This is a genomic window from Streptosporangium amethystogenes, from assembly GCF_000721075.1.
Classification (GTDB): domain Bacteria; phylum Actinomycetota; class Actinomycetes; order Streptosporangiales; family Streptosporangiaceae; genus Streptosporangium; species Streptosporangium amethystogenes.
On the sequence record NZ_JOEQ01000005.1, the window covers coordinates 626,587 to 643,130 of the forward strand.

Genomic DNA, 16,544 nt, shown 5'->3' on the forward strand with positions numbered 1-16,544 from the left:
CAGCCTCGGCACAGGAGTCGTCCCGCAGGCTGCTGTCAACAGGCACCGACGGCATAGCGTGGAGGAATGAGATGTCGATACGAGCGAGACGTGGACGCACGGTGAGGTGGGCCGTGCCGGCCGCCGCGATCGCGGTGATCGCCGGAGCCATCGGAGCCGGGCCGGTCATCGCCGCCGTCCAGGGAGACCCCGCCCTGCCCGAGCGTACCGCCGAGCAACTGCTCGCGAGCGCGGCCCAGGCCGGCCGGGCCGGGTTGAAACCCATGTCGGGCACCGTCATGCAGACCGCCTCACTCGGGCTGCCGGGACTGCCGGAGGTGCCGGGCATGGGCGGATCCTCGCCCGTCGCCCTGCTCTCGGGCTCGCACGAGCTCAAGGTCTGGTACGGAGGGGCGGACAAGGTGCGCTTCGCCCTCCCCGGCCGGATGAGCGAGACCGACCTGATCACCAACGGCGACCAGGTCTGGCTGTGGCAGAGCGACGAGAACAGGGCCACCCGGGTCAAGGCCGGGAGCGGGGAGCGGGGCGAGGAGGCGGCCCGCGCCCACGAGGCGCTGCCCACGGCGACCACGCCGCAGCAGCTCGCCCAGCAGTTGCTGCGGCGGGTCGGTGCCGACACAGTGGTCAGCGTGAGCAACACCGAGAAGGTCGCCGACCGCGCGGCCTACCAGCTCGCGTTCGCGCCCAAGGACCCCTCCTCCCTGGTCAAGGAGGTCAAGCTGGCGCTGGACGGGGAGACCCTGGTCCCCCTGCGGGTCCAGGTCTACGCCCGGAGCGCGGCCGAGCCCGCCTTCGAGGTCGGCTTCACCTCGGTCACCTTCTCCCCGCCCGCCGCGGAGAACTTCACCTTCACCCCGCCCACGGGCGCCAAGGTCGAGGAGACGTCGCTCGCCGAGCTCCTCAAGGAGCGGCGACCGGAGCGGGGCGAGGGCTTCGAAGACGCGGAGAAGCTCAAGAGCGAGGTCGGCACCGTCGGCGAGGGCTGGACCACGGTCGCGGTGATCCCCGTCTCCGAGCAGGAACTCACCGGCCAGGGACAGGGCGAGGGATCCTCGGGAGCGGGCATCGGCGCGATCGGCGACGCCCTGCTGAAGTCGGCCAAGCCGATCAGTGGGACCTGGGGCAGCGGCAAGGTCATCCAGACCAAGCTGGTCTCCGCGCTGCTGACCGACGACGGCCGCCTGCTGGTCGGTGCCGTCACCCCGGAGAAACTGTCCGAGGCGGCCGGTCGGAAATGAGTCGGACGCCGACAGACGCCGGGCTCGCGGCGGACGTCCCCGGATCCCGCGTCGGGGGTCCGGGGGGCGGTTCCCGGCGAGAGGTGCCCGGCGCGGAGCTCTCCATCGTCACCAGCGGGCTGACCAAGCGGTTCGGGAGCGGGCAGGTGGCCGTGGACGCCCTCGACCTCGCCGTGCCCAGCGGGTCGGTGTTCGGCTTCCTGGGCCCCAACGGCTCGGGCAAGACCACCACCATCCGCATGCTGCTCGGCCTGGTGGCGCCGACGGCGGGCGAGTGGCGGCTGCTCGGCACGCCGATGCCCGGCGGGGTGGGCGGCGTGCTGTCGAGGGTGGGAGCGCTGGTCGAGGGGCCGGCCTTCTACCCCTACCTGTCGGGCGAGGCGAACCTGCGTCGCTACGACGCCGCCGACCCGTCGGCCGACCCGCGCACCGTCTCGACCAGGATCGGGCTCGCGCTGGAACGGGTCGGCCTGGCCGCCGCGGCGGGCAAGCGCTACCGGGCCTACTCGCTCGGTATGCGCCAGCGGCTGGCCATCGCCGCCACCCTGCTCGGCCCCAGGGAACTGCTGATCCTCGACGAGCCGACCAACGGGCTGGACCCGCAGGGCACCCGCGAGGTGCGCGGCCTGGTCAAGGAGATCGCCGCCGAGGGGACCACCGTCTTCGTCTCCTCCCACCTGCTGGCCGAGGTGGAGCAGATGTGCTCCCATGTCGCGGTCATGCGGACCGGACGGCTGGTCGCGCAGGGTCCCATCGCCGACCTGCGGGCATCGGAGACGGTCAGGATCCGGGTGGAGACCCCCGACGTCGAGGAGGCGGCGGCGGTGCTCGCCGGGCTCGGCCTGCCGGAGATCCGTCTCGGTGACGGCGACGTCAGCGCGGCGCTGGGAGCCGGCCTGCCGGAGCGGGTATGCGCCGCCCTGGTCACCGGTGGCGTCGCCGTCCGCGGCCTGGCCGTCCAGCGACCCACTCTTGAGGACGTGTTCGTGGGCCTGACCGGGGAGGGATTCGATGTCGACGGTTAGCGGAAAGGAAGCCGTGTCCACCGAGAAGGCCACACGTGCCGTCCCTGACCACGACCCGGCCCGGGGCAGGGACCAGGCCATGACGGCGGGTCAGGCCGCCGGTGGGCGCCCGATTCCCCCGCCGAGGGCGGTGAGCGCCCCCAGGGCGTGGCTGCGGCTGCTCGGCTCGGAGGTCGGCCTGACGTTCCGGCGGCCCAGAAACCTCGCCATGCTCGGGGTGCTCACCGTGATCCCGGTGCTGATCGGCATCGCGCTGCGGATGTTCGCCGGGACCGGTGGGGACGGGACCGGCGCTCCGATGATCTTCGAGCGGATCACCGGGAACGGGCTGTTCCTCACCTTCGCCGCGCTTTCGCTACTGGTGCAGTTGATGCTGCCGGTCTGCGTCGCGGTCGTCGCCGGGGACTCGATCGCGGGGGAGGCGGGCATCGGCACGTTGCGCTACCTGCTCGCGGCCCCGGCGGGCCGGACCCGCCTGCTGGCGGTCAAGTACGCATGCGTGGTCGTCTTCTGCCTGGCCGCCGTCACCGCGGTGGCGCTGTCCGCGCTCCTGGTCGGCCTGCTGCTGTTCCCGGCGGGCCCGATCACGCTGCTGTCGGGAGGGACGATCCCCTTCCTTGACGGGGTGCTGCGGATCGGCGTCGTCGTGTTGTACGTCACCGCCGGCATGGCGGCCCTGGGCGCCGTCGCGCTGGCCCTGTCGACCCTGACCGAGGTGTCCGTCGGAGCCATCGCCTCGACCGTGGTCATCGTCATCGCGGCCCAGGTCCTGCGAGCCGTTCCGCAGCTGTCCGTGCTCCAGCCGTACCTGCTCACCGAGTGGTGGAGCGGCTTCGACGGTGTGCTAAGGGACCCGGTGGCCATCGGCGACATGGGGCAGGGCCTGCTGGTCTTCGCCGCCTACGCCGCGGTCTTCTGCTCCATCGCCTGGGCCCGCTTCACCGGCAAGGACATCACCGCCTGAACTCCGGTTCCGGCGGGCGCGCTCGAAGGGGCGGCGGCCTCGCGGTCACCGCCCCGGGCCCGGCTCGCCGCCGGCCACACCGCGCGTCAGCCGGCGGGGAAGGCCGGCTCCGCCTCGGGCCTGCTCCGGCGCCCGAACGCGAGACGGCCCCGGAAAGGTCCTTTCCGGGGCCGTCTCGCGGAATCAGGAGGCGCGGCCGCCCCGGCGCAGGCCGAGGGCGCCGACCACGGTTCCGACGAGCCCGAGCAGCAGGCCGGCCCCGCCGAGCAGGCGGGCGGTTCCGTCCGAGCCCTCGGCCGCGGAGGCGGCGGGGGCCACCGACGGCGCGGCCGGCGCGGTCGCGGCCGACGGCGTCGTGGAGGCGGCGGCGCCGTGACCGTCACCCTCGGCGGAGGCGGGGGTGAGCTTCAGCACCGGGGCCGGCCGCTCGGCCTCGGAACCGTCGGTCTTGGGCTCGTCCGCCCACTTGACGACCTCGCCACCGGTGTAGGTCTGGGTGGTGGGGAAGATGAGCTGGTCGGTGTCGGTGGGCAGCTTGCCCATGGACACCTCGAACTCCTGGAACTGGCCGGGCTCGATCTTTCCGCCCGACCAGACGACCTTCGTGACCGCCTCGGTGAGCTCGCCGTACTCGGTGGTGACCGGCTTGGGCAGCTTGCCCTCGATCACCTTGACCTTCCAGCCGGGTACCGGCTTGACCGAGACGAACGCCAGCGGGTGGTCGACGGGGAAGGTCACCTCCAGCTTGTTCGTGGAGGCGTCGTCACGCTCGTTCGGGACCCGGAAGGCGACCTTGGTGAAGCCGCCCTGCTGGGCGCTGTTGGGATTGATGGTGACGTGCGCGAGGACGGGCAGGGCGAGACCGAGGGTGAGGGCGGTGACACCGGCGGTGACGGTGGCCAGACGGCGGACATGGGAAAGCGGCATGGGGGTTCTCCACTTCGGGACTTCAGGATCTCGGGGGCGGGTCAGGCGGCGGGGAGTGGAGGGCCGCGCCGGCTGAGGGAGTGACGGAGAACGGCGCGCGCGAAGACGGGCGCGACCGGGGTGCGGGCGGAACGCGGCGCGGCCACGGCCGGGAGCCGCAGCAGCCGGAACATCGCGCCGAGGCGGTGCCGGGCCGAGCGGAGCAGCGCCCACAGGGCGGTCTCGCCGCGGGCCAGCCACCATCCGGTGACCAGTGTCGCGGTGAGGTGCGCGATGAGCATGCCGAGACTCTCTCCCAGCCCCCTGACGTGCGGGTGCGGGGCCGCTGGAATCCCGGTGGCGTCACCGAGGAGGAACAACTCGTGCAGGGACAGTTGCAGGACGGACAGCACGGTGCTGATCGCCACGGTGGACCGCTCGCGCCCGGCGAGCAGCACGCTCACCGCCATGACCGCGGCTCCGCCGCCCGCCACCGCCCACGGCTGCGGTCCTGAACCGCCCGCGACCACGTGGCCGAGGACGGCGAGCGTCACGCAGACGGCCGAGAAGGCGGCCGCCCGCATGAGGCGTAGTGGGAGGCGGGCGCGCATGGTGCCCCATATGTTCTCACGGCGCTGAGGTGTCTGCCGTTTTAAGTTTTTTGTCGCTATGGTTGCCGCGATCCTGACAGATCCTTCAATCCGAGGTGGTAGGGATGCGGCACGTTTTTGGGGTGCTTGTCGGGTTGGTTGTGACGGCGTTGCTGCTCTTCGGTGCCGGTTGGGCGGTGCAGGAGGCGGGGGTGGGCCTGGTGCCCCTTCCCGCGGAGAGCGGCCCGAAGATCTGGATCGCCCTCGGGGTGATGGCCGCCATCGGACTCCTGGTCGGCCTGGTGGTCGTCGGCCGCGCCTCCCCGCTGGCCACCTTCGTCCCGTCGATGGTGCTGCTGGCCTGGACCGTGGTCTACACCCTGGACGTCCGCCGCGCCATGGGCCTGGTTCCCGACGACCCCACCTTCCACCGGCTGCTCCTGCAGGCGGGGCGGGGCATGGGCCTGCTGCTGACCACCGGTGTCTACGCCCTTCTCGGCATCCTGCTGTTCCTGCCGGTGCTGATGCCCTCCCGCTGGGCCCCGCGGTTCCGGGACGAGGAGGAGTACGAGGAGTCCGGCGAGCAGGACTACCGCTGAGCTTTCAGGGGGATCAGGCGGAGTAGAGGCGGGCGACCACGTCCTCCATGGAGGCCTCCCCGGGGGCGGTGGCGCGCAGGTCGTCGAGGGTGCCGTCGAAGGCCAGGCTGCCGTGGTCGATCAGCATGACGCGACGGCAGAGCTTCTCGATGTCGCCCAGGTCGTGGGTGGTGAGCAGGACGGTGGTGCCGCGCTCGGCGTTGAGACGGAGCAGGAAGTCGCGCATGGCGGCCTTGCTGACCACGTCCAGGCCGATCGTGGGCTCGTCGAGCACCAGCACGGCGGGGTCGTGCAGGAGCGCGGCGGTGACGTCGCCGCGCATGCGCTGGCCGAGGCTGAGCTGGCGGACCGGAGTGCCCAGGAAGCCGGCGAGGCCGAGGAGTTCGGTCAGCTCGGTCAGTCGCCGCCGGAAATCTTTCTGATCTACTTTGTAAAGGTGTCGGATCAGCTCGAAACTGTCCCGCAGCGGCAGGTCCCACCACAGGGTCGTCCGCTGACCGAACACCACTCCGATCCTGCGTGCCAGCACGGTGCGGCGGCGCGTCGGATCGAGCCCGGCCACCCGGATGCTGCCGGAGGTCGGCGCCAGGATGCCGGTGAGCATCTTGATGGTCGTGGACTTTCCCGCGCCGTTGGGGCCGAGGTAGCCGACGAACTCCCCGGCCTCCACCCTGAACGACAGATCCCGTACGGCGTGTACGGTCTTTTTGGCCCTGCGGCGGCCCACGGTGAACGAGCGGCCGACCCGGTCGAGTTCGATCATGTGTCAACTTCCCGTCGAGCGGTAGCGGCGGATGCCCGCCCGCCAGGCGAGGGCGGCGACGGCGGCCAGGGCGACGGCCGCCGGAGGCGAGGCGAAACGGAGCCAGTACGGCAGGCCGAAGGGGTCCTCGCGGTCGAGCACGAACAGCGCGGGCTGCCAGTTCACGAACGCCAGCGGCACGACGAAGGTGACGCCCTTGACGAGTTCGGAGCCGTAGACGCTCAGCGGGTACTGGGTGAGGGTGCTGCCGCCGTAGGTGAAGGCGTTGGCCACCTCGGGGGCGTTGGTCAGCAGGAACTGCATGGCGCCGCCGAGGGTGAAGACCGAGGCGAAGATGACGATCCCGCACAGGACCATCAGCGGGATCATCCAGACCCTGCTCCAGGCGAGGCCGAGCTGGGGCAGGGCCAGGGCGAGCACGACGGCGGCCTGTGCCGTCCTGCCGAAGCGGTGCACGCTGAAGCGGTCGACGGCCATCTGGGTGAAGGCGCTCGCCGGGCGGATCAGCATGGTGTCGAAGCTGCCGCTCCTGATGTGCTGGCTGAGCCGGTCGACGTTGCCGAAGAGCATGTCGGCCAGGGCGAAGGACAGGCCGGAGGTGCCGTACAGGAACATCACCTCGGCCAGGCCGAAGCCGCCCAGCGACCCGGTGTGCTCGAAGATCACCAAGATCGCCGCCACGTCCAGCGCGTTGACCGCGAACGAGCCCAGCATCATCATGATCAGCGGCCCCGGGTACTGTGCCGAGGCTCTCAGCCAGGTCCAGGCCAGCAGGAGGTACGTCCTCATCGTCGGCCGCTCGTCCCGGCGGTCCTCCGCGTGTCGTCAACCACCCTGGATCACCACCTTCCTGCGGGCGGCGCCGGTGGCCAGGGCTCCCAGGGCCAGTAGTGCCACCGCCCAGGCGAGCTGGAACCCCAGGGCTTCCAGGGCGTCTCGCTTGCCGAGATAGAGGTCGGCGGGTACCTGCACCATGGCCGACCACGGGAGTGCCTCGGCCAGGGTGCCGAGCCAGCCGGGGAAGAGGTTCAGCGGCAGGACCATGCCACTGAAGAAGAGCGTTGTCACCAGTGACAGCGACTGCACGCCCCGGTCGTCGACCATCCAGCAGGCGGACAGCGCCACCAGGTAGCGCAGGGCGAAGCTGACGACCACTCCCAGGACGAGGCCGGCTGCGAAGGAGAGGCAGGCCGCCGGGCCGGCCGGTGCGACGAGGCCGAACAGTGCGGCGCCGACGGCCGTCGGCGGCAGGCTGCGCAGCAGGAGGAGGTACGCGGCCCGGCCGAGGTCGTCGGCGAGGCTCCACATCTGCAGGGAGGCGGGGCGGACCAGGTCCAGGGCCACGTCTCCGCTGCGCACACGTTCGGAGAGCTCCAGGCCGCCGCCGAAGACCTGCATGGGACCGATGAATGCCTGGCTGAGGAAGCAGAAGGTGACGGCGTCGGCGAGGTCGTACCCGGCGAGGCCGGGGCGGGCCTGCCAGAGGGCGATCAGGACGTAGGCGCGGAGGATGCCGAAGACGGTATTGGTGAAGGCCCCGGCGACGGCGGCGGCGCGGTAGGTGGAATGGCGGCGGAAGCCGTATCCGGCGATACGCGCGTAGAGCAGGAAGGCTGCCTCCCGGTGGGCGTCAGAACGGCCCTGCCATCCTGCTGGGTGGCCGGGGCGAGGGCAACCGTATTTTCGGTGTCGGGCGGGCGCGTGGCGGCCCGGTCGGCGATCGGGCTTTCCCGGGATGCCACCTGGATTCGGTCGTGTCCCCGGCGCGCTGTATACCGTTGCGATACATAGCTGCAATCTGGTCGATATGTACAATCGCCCATAGAAGCATGTTCTGAGGGGAATGTCCTTTTGCGGAGGTCCCCCATGCGCTATGAGATAAATATGGACGTCAGTCCGGCCTACCCCTTCAGCTGGCAGGCCGCGACCCTCAACGCGATCATGCGCGGCACCTTCAAACCCGCCTCCCAGCTGCTGTTGAGAACCGACATCGGTTTCGTCGCGGCCTCGCGCATCCTGGCTCTGGCGGGCAGGGTTCCGCTCCGTCTGCCCGTCCACGTGCGTGTGACACCCGACGAGGCCGGGCCGTGTCCGGGGGAGTGGGTCCGCGCGGGCGAGGAACTCGACGAGCGCAAGGTCCTGCTCTACTTCCACGGCGGGGGCTACTTCGCCTGCTCCCCGGTCACCCACCGGTCGATCACCTGGCGCCTGTCGGACGCGGCCCGGCGACCGGTACTGGCGGTCGACTACCGCCAGGGGCCGGTCCACAGGCCGGCCGAGGCGCTCGCGGACGCGATCGCCGCCTACCGGTGCCTCCTGGAGCAGGATTACGACCCCGCCGACATCGTCTTCGGCGGGGACTCGGCCGGCGGCCACCTCACCCTGGCCACGCTGCTGGCGCTTCGCGACCAGGGCATGCCGCTGCCGGCCGCCGCCGTGTGCCTGTCGCCGTGGACGGATCTCACCGGTACGCCCCGCAGGGTCAACCGGATGCTCGATCCGATGATCCCGGCCGGCCGCGTCGACTGGCTCGCCCGCCGCTGGACGGCCGGTCTCGACCCCCATGACCCCCTGCTCTCCCCGGTCCTCGGCGACTACACCGGTCTGCCGCCGCTGATGGTCGTCACCGGCTCCACCGAGGTCCTGCGCGACGAGGGCCGCCGGGTGGCCGAGCGGGCCCGCGCGGCCGGGGTGCCGGTCATGTACGAGGAGTGGCCTCGTATGCCGCACGTCTTCGCCATCCTCGCCGACGTCGTCCCCGAGGCCCGCAAGGTCTACTCGCACATCGCCCGCTTCCTCGCCGCCGCGCAGGACCTCCTGCCCGTCGGCGAGGTCTCCGCGCGGGACCTGCTCGCCCAGGACGTCCCCGACCAGGGCTTCGCCGCCCAGGACCTCCTGGCCGCGGATCTCTCCGTGTCGGGCCTTCCCGCCGAGGACGCCTCCGCTCTCGGGACCCCGCCCGCGCAGTCCGGTTCCGCGGCGGTCTGAGCGCGCGGAGGTGGCGGACCCGCCGCGGTCCGGGTTCCCGATGTGGGGCGGGTCCTTCCCGCTGGTCACGCCGTCCCGTCCAGGCTCAAAGGCATCCCGCACACCACGGATTCCTTACCCTCGGGGATCATTCGCCTTACCTCTCATATCCCTTCTGGCCTGTCGGCAGCGAAGGGCGCTCGAATCCCGTCACAGTGTGCTTGCCGTAGCCCGCGCACGAGAGGCTCAATGAGGATGGCACGTGGGGGAACAGGTCCCATGAGCGGCATGCCGACCGGTGTGCGGCCGCTGACCGTCGGGGACCCGGTCATCATCGGCCGTTACCTTCTGCTCGGCCGCCTCGGCACGGGCGGCATGGGCATCGTCTATCTGGCCGAGCACCCGCAGGGCGGGGTGGTGGCGATCAAGACTCCGCACCCGATGCACCTCAACGATGCCACGCTCCGCGCCCGTTTCGCCGAGGAAGTGAGATTCTCCCGGAGAGTGGTGCCTTTCTGTACCGCCGCCGTCATCGAGGACGGCACGGACAAGGACCGCCCCTACCTGGTGTCGGAGTACGTTCCGGGCCCCGCGCTCTCCCAGGTGGTCTCCACGCACGGCCCGCTCACCCCCGACCTGGCCTACGGGGTCGCCCTGGGGGTGGCCGCCGCTCTGGTCGCGGTGCACGAGGCCGGGCTGGTCCACCGAGATCTGAAACCGGGCAACGTGCTGTTGTCGGACACCGGTCCGCGGGTGATCGACTTCGGTATCGCCAGGGACATCGACGTTCTCGCCGCGCACACGCAGGCGGGGCAGGTCATGGGCAGTCCCGGCTGGGTCGCCCCGGAGCGGCTCACCGGCGGGCTCGCGCTGCCCGCCTCCGACGTCTTCGCGTGGGGCTGCCTGGTGGCCTACGCGGCCGGCGGCCACCATCCCTTCGGCACGGGTGAGGCGGACGTACTGACCCGGCGCATCATGGTCGAGCAGCCGAGGGTGGCCTCGGTGCCCGCGCTGCTGCGCCCGGCCGTCGAGGCCTCTCTGGCCAAGGACCCCGCTGACCGGCCGGGGGCCGCGGACCTGCTCGGCGCGCTGCTCGCCGCGGGTGGTGTGGGCGACCCGTGGGACCTGCGTGAGGCGGTCGCGGAGGTGCTGGCGGAGATCTGGACCCCGGTGCCCCACGCGCCGGGAGCGGGGAGGGTGCGGCTCGCGACGCCGCCCTCGTTCCACGACGAGCCCTCGGTTTCGGTGGAGGTCCCCGCCAGGGCTTCGCGCAGGACCAGGCCGGGCAGGGGGGCGCACCTGTCGCAGGCCGGCTTCGCGGCGCTGGCCACGGTCTCCATGGCGGCGGTCACCGTGGCCGCCGCGGCCGGTGGAGGCGGGATCGGTTCCGGCGCCGGCTCGGGCATGCCCGAGCCGGCGCCGCTGGTCCTGCCCGCCGACGGCACGCCCTCCGGTTCGGTCTTCCGCGGTGGGGCCCGGCCGCCCGCGGGCAGGCCACGGGCAGTCCTTCCGGCCACTCCCTCCACGATCCAGATCACCACCACCAGGACTGTCTCGTTGCCCATCACCGGCCACGACGGCCACGACGGCCACAACGGCCGTGAGGAGCCGGTGCCGGAGCGTCCGCGGGGCTCGGGCGGCTCGCCCGACGACGGTGACGACCGGCAGGACTGCGCGGACGCGACCGCGAAGGGCAGGGGGAGGAACAGGGACTGCCCGACGGCCTCCAGCAGCCCCAAGCCCTCCTTCACCCAGATCCCGCAGACCGGTGACGGGGAGAGCCCGTCTCCGACGCCCACCGCTCCGGCTCCCTCGGGGACGACCATCACCCCCGTGCCCACTCCTTCCATACAGATGGGCTGAATGACCTGTTCAGATGATTTGCCGGGAAATATCGCTGGATCGGTTAAAGTGAGCGCCGCGAATCGAGGCGGAGGGGGAGACCGATGGGCGAGCCTGTGCCCGGTGCGGTGGAGCTGAGCGGTGTCGGGGTCCGGGTGGTCGGCCGGACCCTGCTGGACGGCATCGGCTGGCGGGTCGGGTACGGAGAGCACTGGGTGGTGCTGGGCCCCAACGGGGCCGGCAAGACCACGCTGTTGTCGCTGGCCGCCGCCGTCCGGCATCCCACCGAGGGGACCGTCACCGTGCTCGGCCAGCGGCTGGGCCGGGTCGACCTGCGGGAGTTGCGCCGCCACCTCGGCCTCGTCGCGGCCAGCCAGCGGCTCGTCGACGAGGAACTGCTGGAGGAGGAGGGGGCCACCGCGCACACCGTGGTCCTGACCGGCTACACCGGGTCCAGCGTCCCGCTCTGGGACCGCTACGGACCCGCCGAGCACGAGCGCGCCCACCGCCTGCTGGCGGACATGGGCTGCAAGGACCTCGCCGACCGGCCCTTTCGCGTCTGCTCCCAGGGCGAGCGGGCTCGTGTCCGTGTCGCCAGAGCCCTGATGGCCGAGCCGGTGATCCTGCTGCTGGACGAGCCGTTCGCCGGACTCGACCTGCCCGCCCGAGAGGACCTGATCACCGCGGTGGAGGACCTGGCGACGACCCGCCCGGTGCTGACCACGGTCACCGTCACCCACCACCTGGAGGAGGTCCCGGCCACCACGACCCACGCCCTGCTGATGCGCGACGCCCGGATCCAGGCGGGTGGTCCGGTGGCGGAGATCCTGACCGCGGAGAACCTCTCGGAGTGCTTCGGGCGGCCGCTGCGCGTCGACCACCTCGACGGCCGATGGTCCGCCCGCGCGGTACGCGGCTGAAGGTCGCGCCGCCGCCCCGTCCACCTCGGCGGAGGCGGCGGAGGTGAAGGGGCCGGGCGGTCTGCGGTGGTGAGCTGTTCGAATGGCCGCGCCCGGGGGACCGGAATGGTCAGTCCTTCTTGCGCTGGCGGATCAGGCCCATGAACCCCGGGCTGGGCTTGAACTTCGCCGTCCAGGTCTCCGCGATCTCCAATGGCTCGCCGGTCTGCGGGTTGCGTCCGGTCCGTGCGGGTTTGTGGACGATCTCGAAGGATCCGAACCCGGGGATCGCCACCTTGTCCTCGGCCGCCACCGCGGTCTGGATCGTCCCCAGGATCGCATCGAGAGCCGCGGCCGTCTGCCGTCGGGTGAGCCCGGCCTCGGCGGCGGCCTTCTCGATCAGCTCGCGCTTGTTCATCACATCTCCTTGAGCGTGGAGACCCCGGGCCTCAAGCCGTGGGGAGGAGGTCAAGGAGAAAGTTAACGCCATCCCCGCCCGAGGAATCGAGTCCCGTCCTCCATCGGTCGCCGGTGGGGCGGGGCCCGCCCGGTTCGTGGGACGGGCACCCGCCCCCGTTCAGCGGTCGGGCTGGGCGGCCAGCCGTTCCGCCTCGGTGTGCAGTGCCTCGACGAGGATGAGCTCCAGGCGGAGATCTTCGTCAACGAGGCCGACCAGAACATCCATCGAGCCTCCCTGAACAGTCTGACGCCCCAGTGGTCGCAGAAGTTGACAGCCGTACCGAACTGGACTCGGTCGTGGTTCGACCCTGGGCGTTCGCCTACGCGGGGACGAGCTCCGCCAGGTCGACGTGCTCTCCGACCTCGCGGATGTCCATGCAGTACGCCACGAGAACCCGCCGCCCGTCGATCCGGCGGGTGACCAGCAGACGGGGGCCGTCGTGAACCACGACGGCCTCAACCTCTATGCCCTGAGGGCTTCGCCAGATACCCATGAGCCCGAGGCTACGGAGGGTCGGGTAAGGGCGGGGTAACCAAACGGGCATATCGTGATGCACAGTACGGGTCCTGTGGATCTATCCGTAGGCTCTCCGATGATTAACCCAGTCGCTTTGGGTAACAGGACGCTGGAATTACCGTCATCAGGGAGAAAACACCATGGCTTTGCCCAAGCTCACCCCCGAACAGCGTCAGGCCGCCCTGGTCAAGGCCGCCGAGACCCGTACGGCCCGCGCCAAGCTTCTCACCGAGGTCAAGAACGGTGCTCTGAGCCTGGAGCAGCTGCTTGGCCGCGAGGACGACATCGCCAAGCGCATCAAGGTCTCTCAGGCTCTTCGGGCGCTGCCCGGAGTCGGAACGGTCAAGGCCGCGCAGCTGATGGCGCAGGCCGACGTGGACGAGGCACGCCGGCTGGGCGGTCTCGGCGCCCAGCAGCGCCGCAAGCTCATCGAGGCCGTCGGCCGCTGAGGCACTCGCCCGCCCGCGTGGTCGCGCCTGGGGCGCGCCGCGGAGCGCGGGACGGGTACGGGAAGGCCCCGCCGCACGGATTAGGGGAAGATCCGTACGGCGGGGCCTCGGCCGACGACCTGGTCATCGCGCTCGCCCGGGGAACCGTTCCATGCCCCGGAAGTCGTCTGGGCGAGCTCGGTCCGGAGAGTCAGTGAGCCTCTGCGAACTGCTCCTCCTCCGTCGACCCCTTCAGGGCCGTGGTGGAGGAGTCCGGCGCGATGGCCGTGCTGACCAGGTCGAAGTATCCGGTGCCGACCTCGCGCTGGTGGCGGGTGGCGGTGTAGCCGCGTGCCTCGGCGGCGAACTCGGCCTCCTGGAGCTGGACGTAGGAGGTCATGCCGTCCTCGGCGTAGCCCCTGGCGAGGTCGAACATGGAGTGGTTCAGCGAGTGGAAGCCCGCCAGCGTGATGAACTGGAACTTGTAGCCCATGTGGCCGAGTTCGCGCTGGAACTTGGCGATGGTGGAGTCGTCCAGGTGCTTCTTCCAGTTGAACGAGGGCGAGCAGTTGTAGGACAGCATCTGGTCGGGGTATTCGGCTTTGATGGCCTCGGCGAACTCACGGGCCACGTCCAGGTCCGGGGTGGAGGTCTCCATCCAGAGCAGGTCGGAGTGGGGCGCGTAGGCCAGGCCGCGGGCGATGCAGGCGTCCACGCCGTTACGGACCCGGTAGAAGCCCTCCGCGGTGCGGTCGCCGGTGGTGAACGCCTGGTCGCGGGGGTCGACGTCGGTGGTCAGGAGCGTCGCGGCCTGGGCGTCGGTCCGCGCGATGACCAGGGTCGGCACACCCAGCACGTCCGCGGCCAGGCGGGCGGCGCTGAGGGTCTTGATGTGCTGGCCGGTGGGGATGAGCACCTTGCCGCCCAGGTGGCCGCACTTCTTCTCCGAGGCGAGCTGGTCCTCCCAGTGCACGCCCGCGGCACCTGCGGCGATCATGCCCTTCATCAGCTCGAAGGCGTTCAGCACGCCGCCGAAGCCGGCCTCCGCGTCGGCCACGATCGGCGCCAGCCAGTGCGGCGCGTCCTGGTCGCCCTCCGACCAGGTGATCTGGTCGGCGCGCAGCAGCGCGTTGTTGATCCTGCGAACCACCGCCGGAACCGAGTTGGCCGGGTAGAGGCTCTGGTCGGGGTAGGTCTGCGCGCCGAGGTTGGCGTCGGCGGCGACCTGCCAGCCTGACAGGTAGATCGCCTTCAAACCGGCCTTGACCTGCTGCACGGCCTGGTTGCCGGTCAGCGCGCCAAGGGCGTGCACGTAGTCCTCGGTGTTCAGCAGGTCCCACAGCCGCTCGGCGCCGAGCCGGGCGAGAGTGTGCTCCTCCTGGACGGACCCTCTGAGTCGAACCACGTCCTCGGCCGTGTACGTCCGCTCGGTGCCCTTCCAGCGAGGGTTGGTCTCCCACTCGCGCCGCAGCTCGTCTGCGGCTCCCTTGAGGCGATCACTCATGGTGTAACTCCTTTTCGTCCCCTGGGTGCCTTACTCCGAGTGTGTGCCCCGACAAAACGGTCGAACAAGGCCGACTCCAACGAAAGAATGAAGATTCTTCCCCTATCATCAATACTCATCGGTATTCAGATGGGAAGAATTTCATAGTTTTCGCTATGGACTAGACCAATTTCGGTAGTGCGCTTTGCGGCCTGCCGGTCGTGGGGCGCCGGAGACCGCCGTTCCGGGATTTCGCCCCGAGGTCACCATCGGCCGGCCAGCGCCGTCACCGCGGTGCCGGTCTTCGCGGCGCCCCGGAGGTCGCGGCGGCGTTCTCCCAGGTGGCGCGCGAGGCTGTGAAATTTCCTAGGAAATTTCGTTTAGCATCGTGCTATGGCATCTTTGGTGGGTGAAGAACCGCTTTCCTTGACGCAGGAGCTCGATCTCATCGCGTTCGGCCAGCGTCTCCGGCACCTGCGCAAGCAGCGTGGTCTCACCCTGTCCGACCTGGGCGAACGGGTGAACCGCGCGCCCAGCCAGCTGTCCCTGCTGGAGAACGGCAAGCGCGAGCCGAAGTTGTCGCTGCTGAAGTCCCTGGCCGCCGCGCTCGGCGTGCCGATCGAGGAACTACTGCGCAGGCAGGCGCCCAACCGGCGGGCGCAGTTGGAGATGGCCCTGGAGGAGGCGCAGCGCGACCCCCTGTACGCCGGGCTCGGCCTGGCCAGGCTGAAGGTCTCCGCGCGCGTCCCCAACGACGTGCTCGAACACATCCTCGGCCTCTACGGGGAGTTGCGCTCACGCCAGGCCAAGGGCACCGCCACCCCCGAGGAGGCCCGTGCCGCGAACGCCGAGCTCCGCCGCAAGCAGCGCGAGCAGGGCAACTACTTCGCGGAGATCGAGCGGGCCGCCGCCGAGGCGCTCGCCGCGGTCGGCTACCGTTCCGGAGCGCTGTCGCAGAGCACGGTGCAGGCGCTGGTCAGCCACTTCGGCTACACCGTGCAGACGGTCCAGGACCTGCCGCGCACCGTGCGCTCCATCTCCGACCTGCGCAACCGGCGCATCTACGTCAAGCACGAGCAGGTCGGCATGCACACCCCCCGCACGATCCTGCTGCAGACCCTCGGCCACCTCTCCCTCGGGCACCACAAGCCCCGTGACTTCGCGGACTTCCTGCGCCAGCGGACCGAGGCCAACTACTTCGCCGCCGCCATCCTGGTGCCTGAGACTGCCGCCGTGCCGTACCTGAGGGAGGCCAAGAAGGACCGGGCGCTGAGCGTGGAGGACCTGCGCGACGTGTTCGCCGTCTCCTACGAGATGGCCGCGCACCGTTTCACCAATCTGGCCACCCACTTTCTCGACCTGAGCTGCCACTTCGTCCGCAACAACGCCGGCGGGATCATCTACAAGGCGTACGAGAACGACGGCATCGTCTTCCCCGCCGACGAGCAGGGGGCGATCGAGGGCCAGCGCATGTGCCTGCAGTGGTCCGGGCGCCAGGTCTTCCTGTCGCCCGACCGCTTCTCCGTCTACTACCAGTACTCGGACTCGCCTACCGGCACCTACTTCTGCGTCGCCCACGTCGACCCGTCGCGCGAGCGTGACTTCGCCATCACCCTCGGTGTCCCCTACCGGGAGTCACGCTGGTTTCGCGGGCGCGAGACCACCAGTCGCACCAAGTCCGACTGCCCCAACGGCGACTGCTGCCGCCGCCCGCCCGCCGAGCTGACCCAGCGCTGGGAGGGATACGCCTGGCCCTCGGCCCGGGGCAACTCCCACATCCTGGCCGCGCTGCCGCCCGGGTCCTTCCCCGGCGTCGACGAGGCCGACGTCTACACCTTCCTGGAGCGCCACGCCGTCCACTGAG

17 protein-coding genes are annotated in these 16,544 nt (G+C 70.7%); 9 read left to right on the forward strand and 8 right to left on the reverse strand.

Annotation, left to right across the window (positions count from 1 at the left end; translation table 11 throughout):
- Window positions 1-101 precede the first annotated feature (101 nt).
- From IG98_RS0110605 to IG98_RS0110615, 3 genes are read left to right on the forward strand one after another with little or no spacing between them, the layout of a single operon-like run.
- Window positions 102-1,238: a LolA family protein gene (locus IG98_RS0110605; RefSeq protein ID WP_169750100.1), complete on the forward strand. Its 1,137-nt coding sequence runs from the start codon at window positions 102-104 to the stop codon at window positions 1,236-1,238.
- Window positions 1,235-2,263: an ABC transporter ATP-binding protein gene (locus IG98_RS0110610; RefSeq protein WP_084195250.1), complete on the forward strand. Its 1,029-nt coding sequence runs from the start codon at window positions 1,235-1,237 to the stop codon at window positions 2,261-2,263. The genes IG98_RS0110605 and IG98_RS0110610 overlap by 4 nt, the downstream gene beginning before the upstream one ends.
- Window positions 2,250-3,227, forward strand: a complete 978-nt coding sequence (locus IG98_RS0110615; protein WP_084195251.1) for an ABC transporter permease — start codon at window positions 2,250-2,252, stop codon at window positions 3,225-3,227. The genes IG98_RS0110610 and IG98_RS0110615 overlap by 14 nt, the downstream gene beginning before the upstream one ends.
- 183 nt (window positions 3,228-3,410) lie before the next feature.
- Here the strand turns inward: IG98_RS0110615 and IG98_RS0110620 are convergent, their stop codons facing one another.
- On the reverse strand, window positions 3,411-4,154 hold the full coding sequence (locus tag IG98_RS0110620) for a YcnI family copper-binding membrane protein (RefSeq protein ID WP_030909218.1): 744 nt from the start codon (window positions 4,152-4,154) through the stop codon (window positions 3,411-3,413).
- Between the two features lie 41 nt (window positions 4,155-4,195).
- Window positions 4,196-4,744 carry a hypothetical protein gene (locus IG98_RS0110625; protein WP_030909221.1) on the reverse strand — a complete coding sequence of 183 codons (549 nt, stop codon included), beginning with the start codon at window positions 4,742-4,744 and terminating at the stop codon, window positions 4,196-4,198.
- A gap of 104 nt (window positions 4,745-4,848) precedes the next feature.
- Between IG98_RS0110625 and IG98_RS0110630 the strand changes: the two genes are divergently transcribed.
- Window positions 4,849-5,322 (forward strand): hypothetical protein, encoded by a 474-nt coding sequence (locus tag IG98_RS0110630; protein ID WP_030909224.1) that lies wholly within the window; start codon window positions 4,849-4,851, stop codon window positions 5,320-5,322.
- Between the two features lie 13 nt (window positions 5,323-5,335).
- Here the strand turns inward: IG98_RS0110630 and IG98_RS0110635 are convergent, their stop codons facing one another.
- The 3 genes from IG98_RS0110635 to IG98_RS0110645 are packed head-to-tail and all read right to left on the reverse strand — an operon-like array spanning window position 5,336 to window position 7,882.
- The gene (locus tag IG98_RS0110635) at window positions 5,336-6,085 is read right to left on the reverse strand and encodes an ABC transporter ATP-binding protein (RefSeq protein WP_030909227.1); all 750 of its coding nucleotides are present in this window, start codon (window positions 6,083-6,085) and stop codon (window positions 5,336-5,338) included.
- A gap of 3 nt (window positions 6,086-6,088) precedes the next feature.
- Complete coding sequence (locus IG98_RS0110640) at window positions 6,089-6,874, reverse strand: ABC transporter permease (RefSeq protein WP_030909230.1); 786 nt, start codon at window positions 6,872-6,874, stop codon at window positions 6,089-6,091.
- A 36-nt stretch (window positions 6,875-6,910) separates the two neighbouring features.
- Complete coding sequence (locus tag IG98_RS0110645; protein WP_342666804.1) at window positions 6,911-7,882, reverse strand: ABC transporter permease; 972 nt, start codon at window positions 7,880-7,882, stop codon at window positions 6,911-6,913.
- Window positions 7,883-7,969: 87 nt separating this feature from the next.
- On the opposite strand from IG98_RS0110645, the gene IG98_RS0110650 reads away from it, so the two are divergent.
- From IG98_RS0110650 to IG98_RS0110660, 3 genes are all read left to right on the forward strand, one after another.
- The gene (locus IG98_RS0110650) at window positions 7,970-9,073 is read left to right on the forward strand and encodes an alpha/beta hydrolase fold domain-containing protein (protein ID WP_063766186.1); all 1,104 of its coding nucleotides are present in this window, start codon (window positions 7,970-7,972) and stop codon (window positions 9,071-9,073) included.
- A gap of 258 nt (window positions 9,074-9,331) precedes the next feature.
- Window positions 9,332-10,915: a serine/threonine-protein kinase gene (locus tag IG98_RS46755; protein WP_051751954.1), complete on the forward strand. Its 1,584-nt coding sequence runs from the start codon at window positions 9,332-9,334 to the stop codon at window positions 10,913-10,915.
- An 83-nt stretch (window positions 10,916-10,998) separates the two neighbouring features.
- Entirely contained in the window at window positions 10,999-11,814 is an 816-nt protein-coding gene (locus tag IG98_RS0110660) for an ABC transporter ATP-binding protein (protein ID WP_030909249.1), read from the forward strand.
- Window positions 11,815-11,923: 109 nt separating this feature from the next.
- Here IG98_RS0110660 and IG98_RS0110665 read toward each other — a convergent pair whose 3' ends face one another.
- Together IG98_RS0110665 and IG98_RS50355 are read right to left on the reverse strand one after the other, a co-directional pair.
- Entirely contained in the window at window positions 11,924-12,211 is a 288-nt protein-coding gene (locus IG98_RS0110665; protein WP_030909250.1) for an HU family DNA-binding protein, read from the reverse strand.
- 361 nt (window positions 12,212-12,572) lie between these two features.
- A complete protein-coding gene (locus IG98_RS50355) occupies window positions 12,573-12,746 on the reverse strand; it encodes a hypothetical protein (RefSeq protein WP_157594266.1) in 174 nt (57 codons plus the stop codon).
- 163 nt (window positions 12,747-12,909) lie between these two features.
- Here IG98_RS50355 and mihF point away from each other — a divergent pair, with 163 nt between their 5' ends.
- Window positions 12,910-13,218 (forward strand): integration host factor, actinobacterial type, encoded by a 309-nt coding sequence (gene mihF / locus IG98_RS0110680; RefSeq protein WP_030909252.1) that lies wholly within the window; start codon window positions 12,910-12,912, stop codon window positions 13,216-13,218.
- Window positions 13,219-13,408: 190 nt separating this feature from the next.
- On the opposite strand, the gene aceA is transcribed toward mihF, so the two are convergent.
- Window positions 13,409-14,701 (reverse strand): isocitrate lyase, encoded by a 1,293-nt coding sequence (gene aceA / locus IG98_RS0110685; RefSeq protein WP_030909255.1) that lies wholly within the window; start codon window positions 14,699-14,701, stop codon window positions 13,409-13,411.
- Between the two features lie 372 nt (window positions 14,702-15,073).
- Between aceA and IG98_RS0110690 the strand changes: the two genes are divergently transcribed.
- Window positions 15,074-16,543, forward strand: coding sequence for a helix-turn-helix domain-containing protein (locus IG98_RS0110690; protein WP_051751955.1), 1,470 nt, complete (start codon window positions 15,074-15,076; stop codon window positions 16,541-16,543).
- Window position 16,544: the final 1 nt, after the last annotated feature.

Bases quoted from the DNA above. Each gene is read 5' to 3' on its own strand.
- IG98_RS0110610 (WP_084195250.1), top strand. From the start codon at position 1,235: ATGAGTCGGACGCCGACAGACGCCGGGCTCGCGGCGGACGTCCCCGGA.
- IG98_RS0110615 (WP_084195251.1), top strand. From the start codon at position 2,250: ATGTCGACGGTTAGCGGAAAGGAAGCCGTGTCCACCGAGAAGGCCACA.
- IG98_RS0110620 (WP_030909218.1), bottom strand. From the start codon at position 4,154: ATGCCGCTTTCCCATGTCCGCCGTCTGGCCACCGTCACCGCCGGTGTC.
- IG98_RS0110625 (WP_030909221.1), bottom strand. From the start codon at position 4,744: ATGCGCGCCCGCCTCCCACTACGCCTCATGCGGGCGGCCGCCTTCTCG.
- IG98_RS0110630 (WP_030909224.1), top strand. From the start codon at position 4,849: ATGCGGCACGTTTTTGGGGTGCTTGTCGGGTTGGTTGTGACGGCGTTG.
- IG98_RS0110635 (WP_030909227.1), bottom strand. From the start codon at position 6,085: ATGATCGAACTCGACCGGGTCGGCCGCTCGTTCACCGTGGGCCGCCGC.
- IG98_RS0110640 (WP_030909230.1), bottom strand. From the start codon at position 6,874: ATGAGGACGTACCTCCTGCTGGCCTGGACCTGGCTGAGAGCCTCGGCA.
- IG98_RS0110650 (WP_063766186.1), top strand. From the start codon at position 7,970: ATGGACGTCAGTCCGGCCTACCCCTTCAGCTGGCAGGCCGCGACCCTC.
- IG98_RS46755 (WP_051751954.1), top strand. From the start codon at position 9,332: ATGAGCGGCATGCCGACCGGTGTGCGGCCGCTGACCGTCGGGGACCCG.
- IG98_RS0110660 (WP_030909249.1), top strand. From the start codon at position 10,999: ATGGGCGAGCCTGTGCCCGGTGCGGTGGAGCTGAGCGGTGTCGGGGTC.
- IG98_RS0110665 (WP_030909250.1), bottom strand. From the start codon at position 12,211: ATGAACAAGCGCGAGCTGATCGAGAAGGCCGCCGCCGAGGCCGGGCTC.
- IG98_RS50355 (WP_157594266.1), bottom strand. From the start codon at position 12,746: ATGGGTATCTGGCGAAGCCCTCAGGGCATAGAGGTTGAGGCCGTCGTG.
- mihF (WP_030909252.1), top strand. From the start codon at position 12,910: ATGGCTTTGCCCAAGCTCACCCCCGAACAGCGTCAGGCCGCCCTGGTC.
- aceA (WP_030909255.1), bottom strand. From the start codon at position 14,701: ATGAGTGATCGCCTCAAGGGAGCCGCAGACGAGCTGCGGCGCGAGTGG.
- IG98_RS0110690 (WP_051751955.1), top strand. From the start codon at position 15,074: ATGGCATCTTTGGTGGGTGAAGAACCGCTTTCCTTGACGCAGGAGCTC.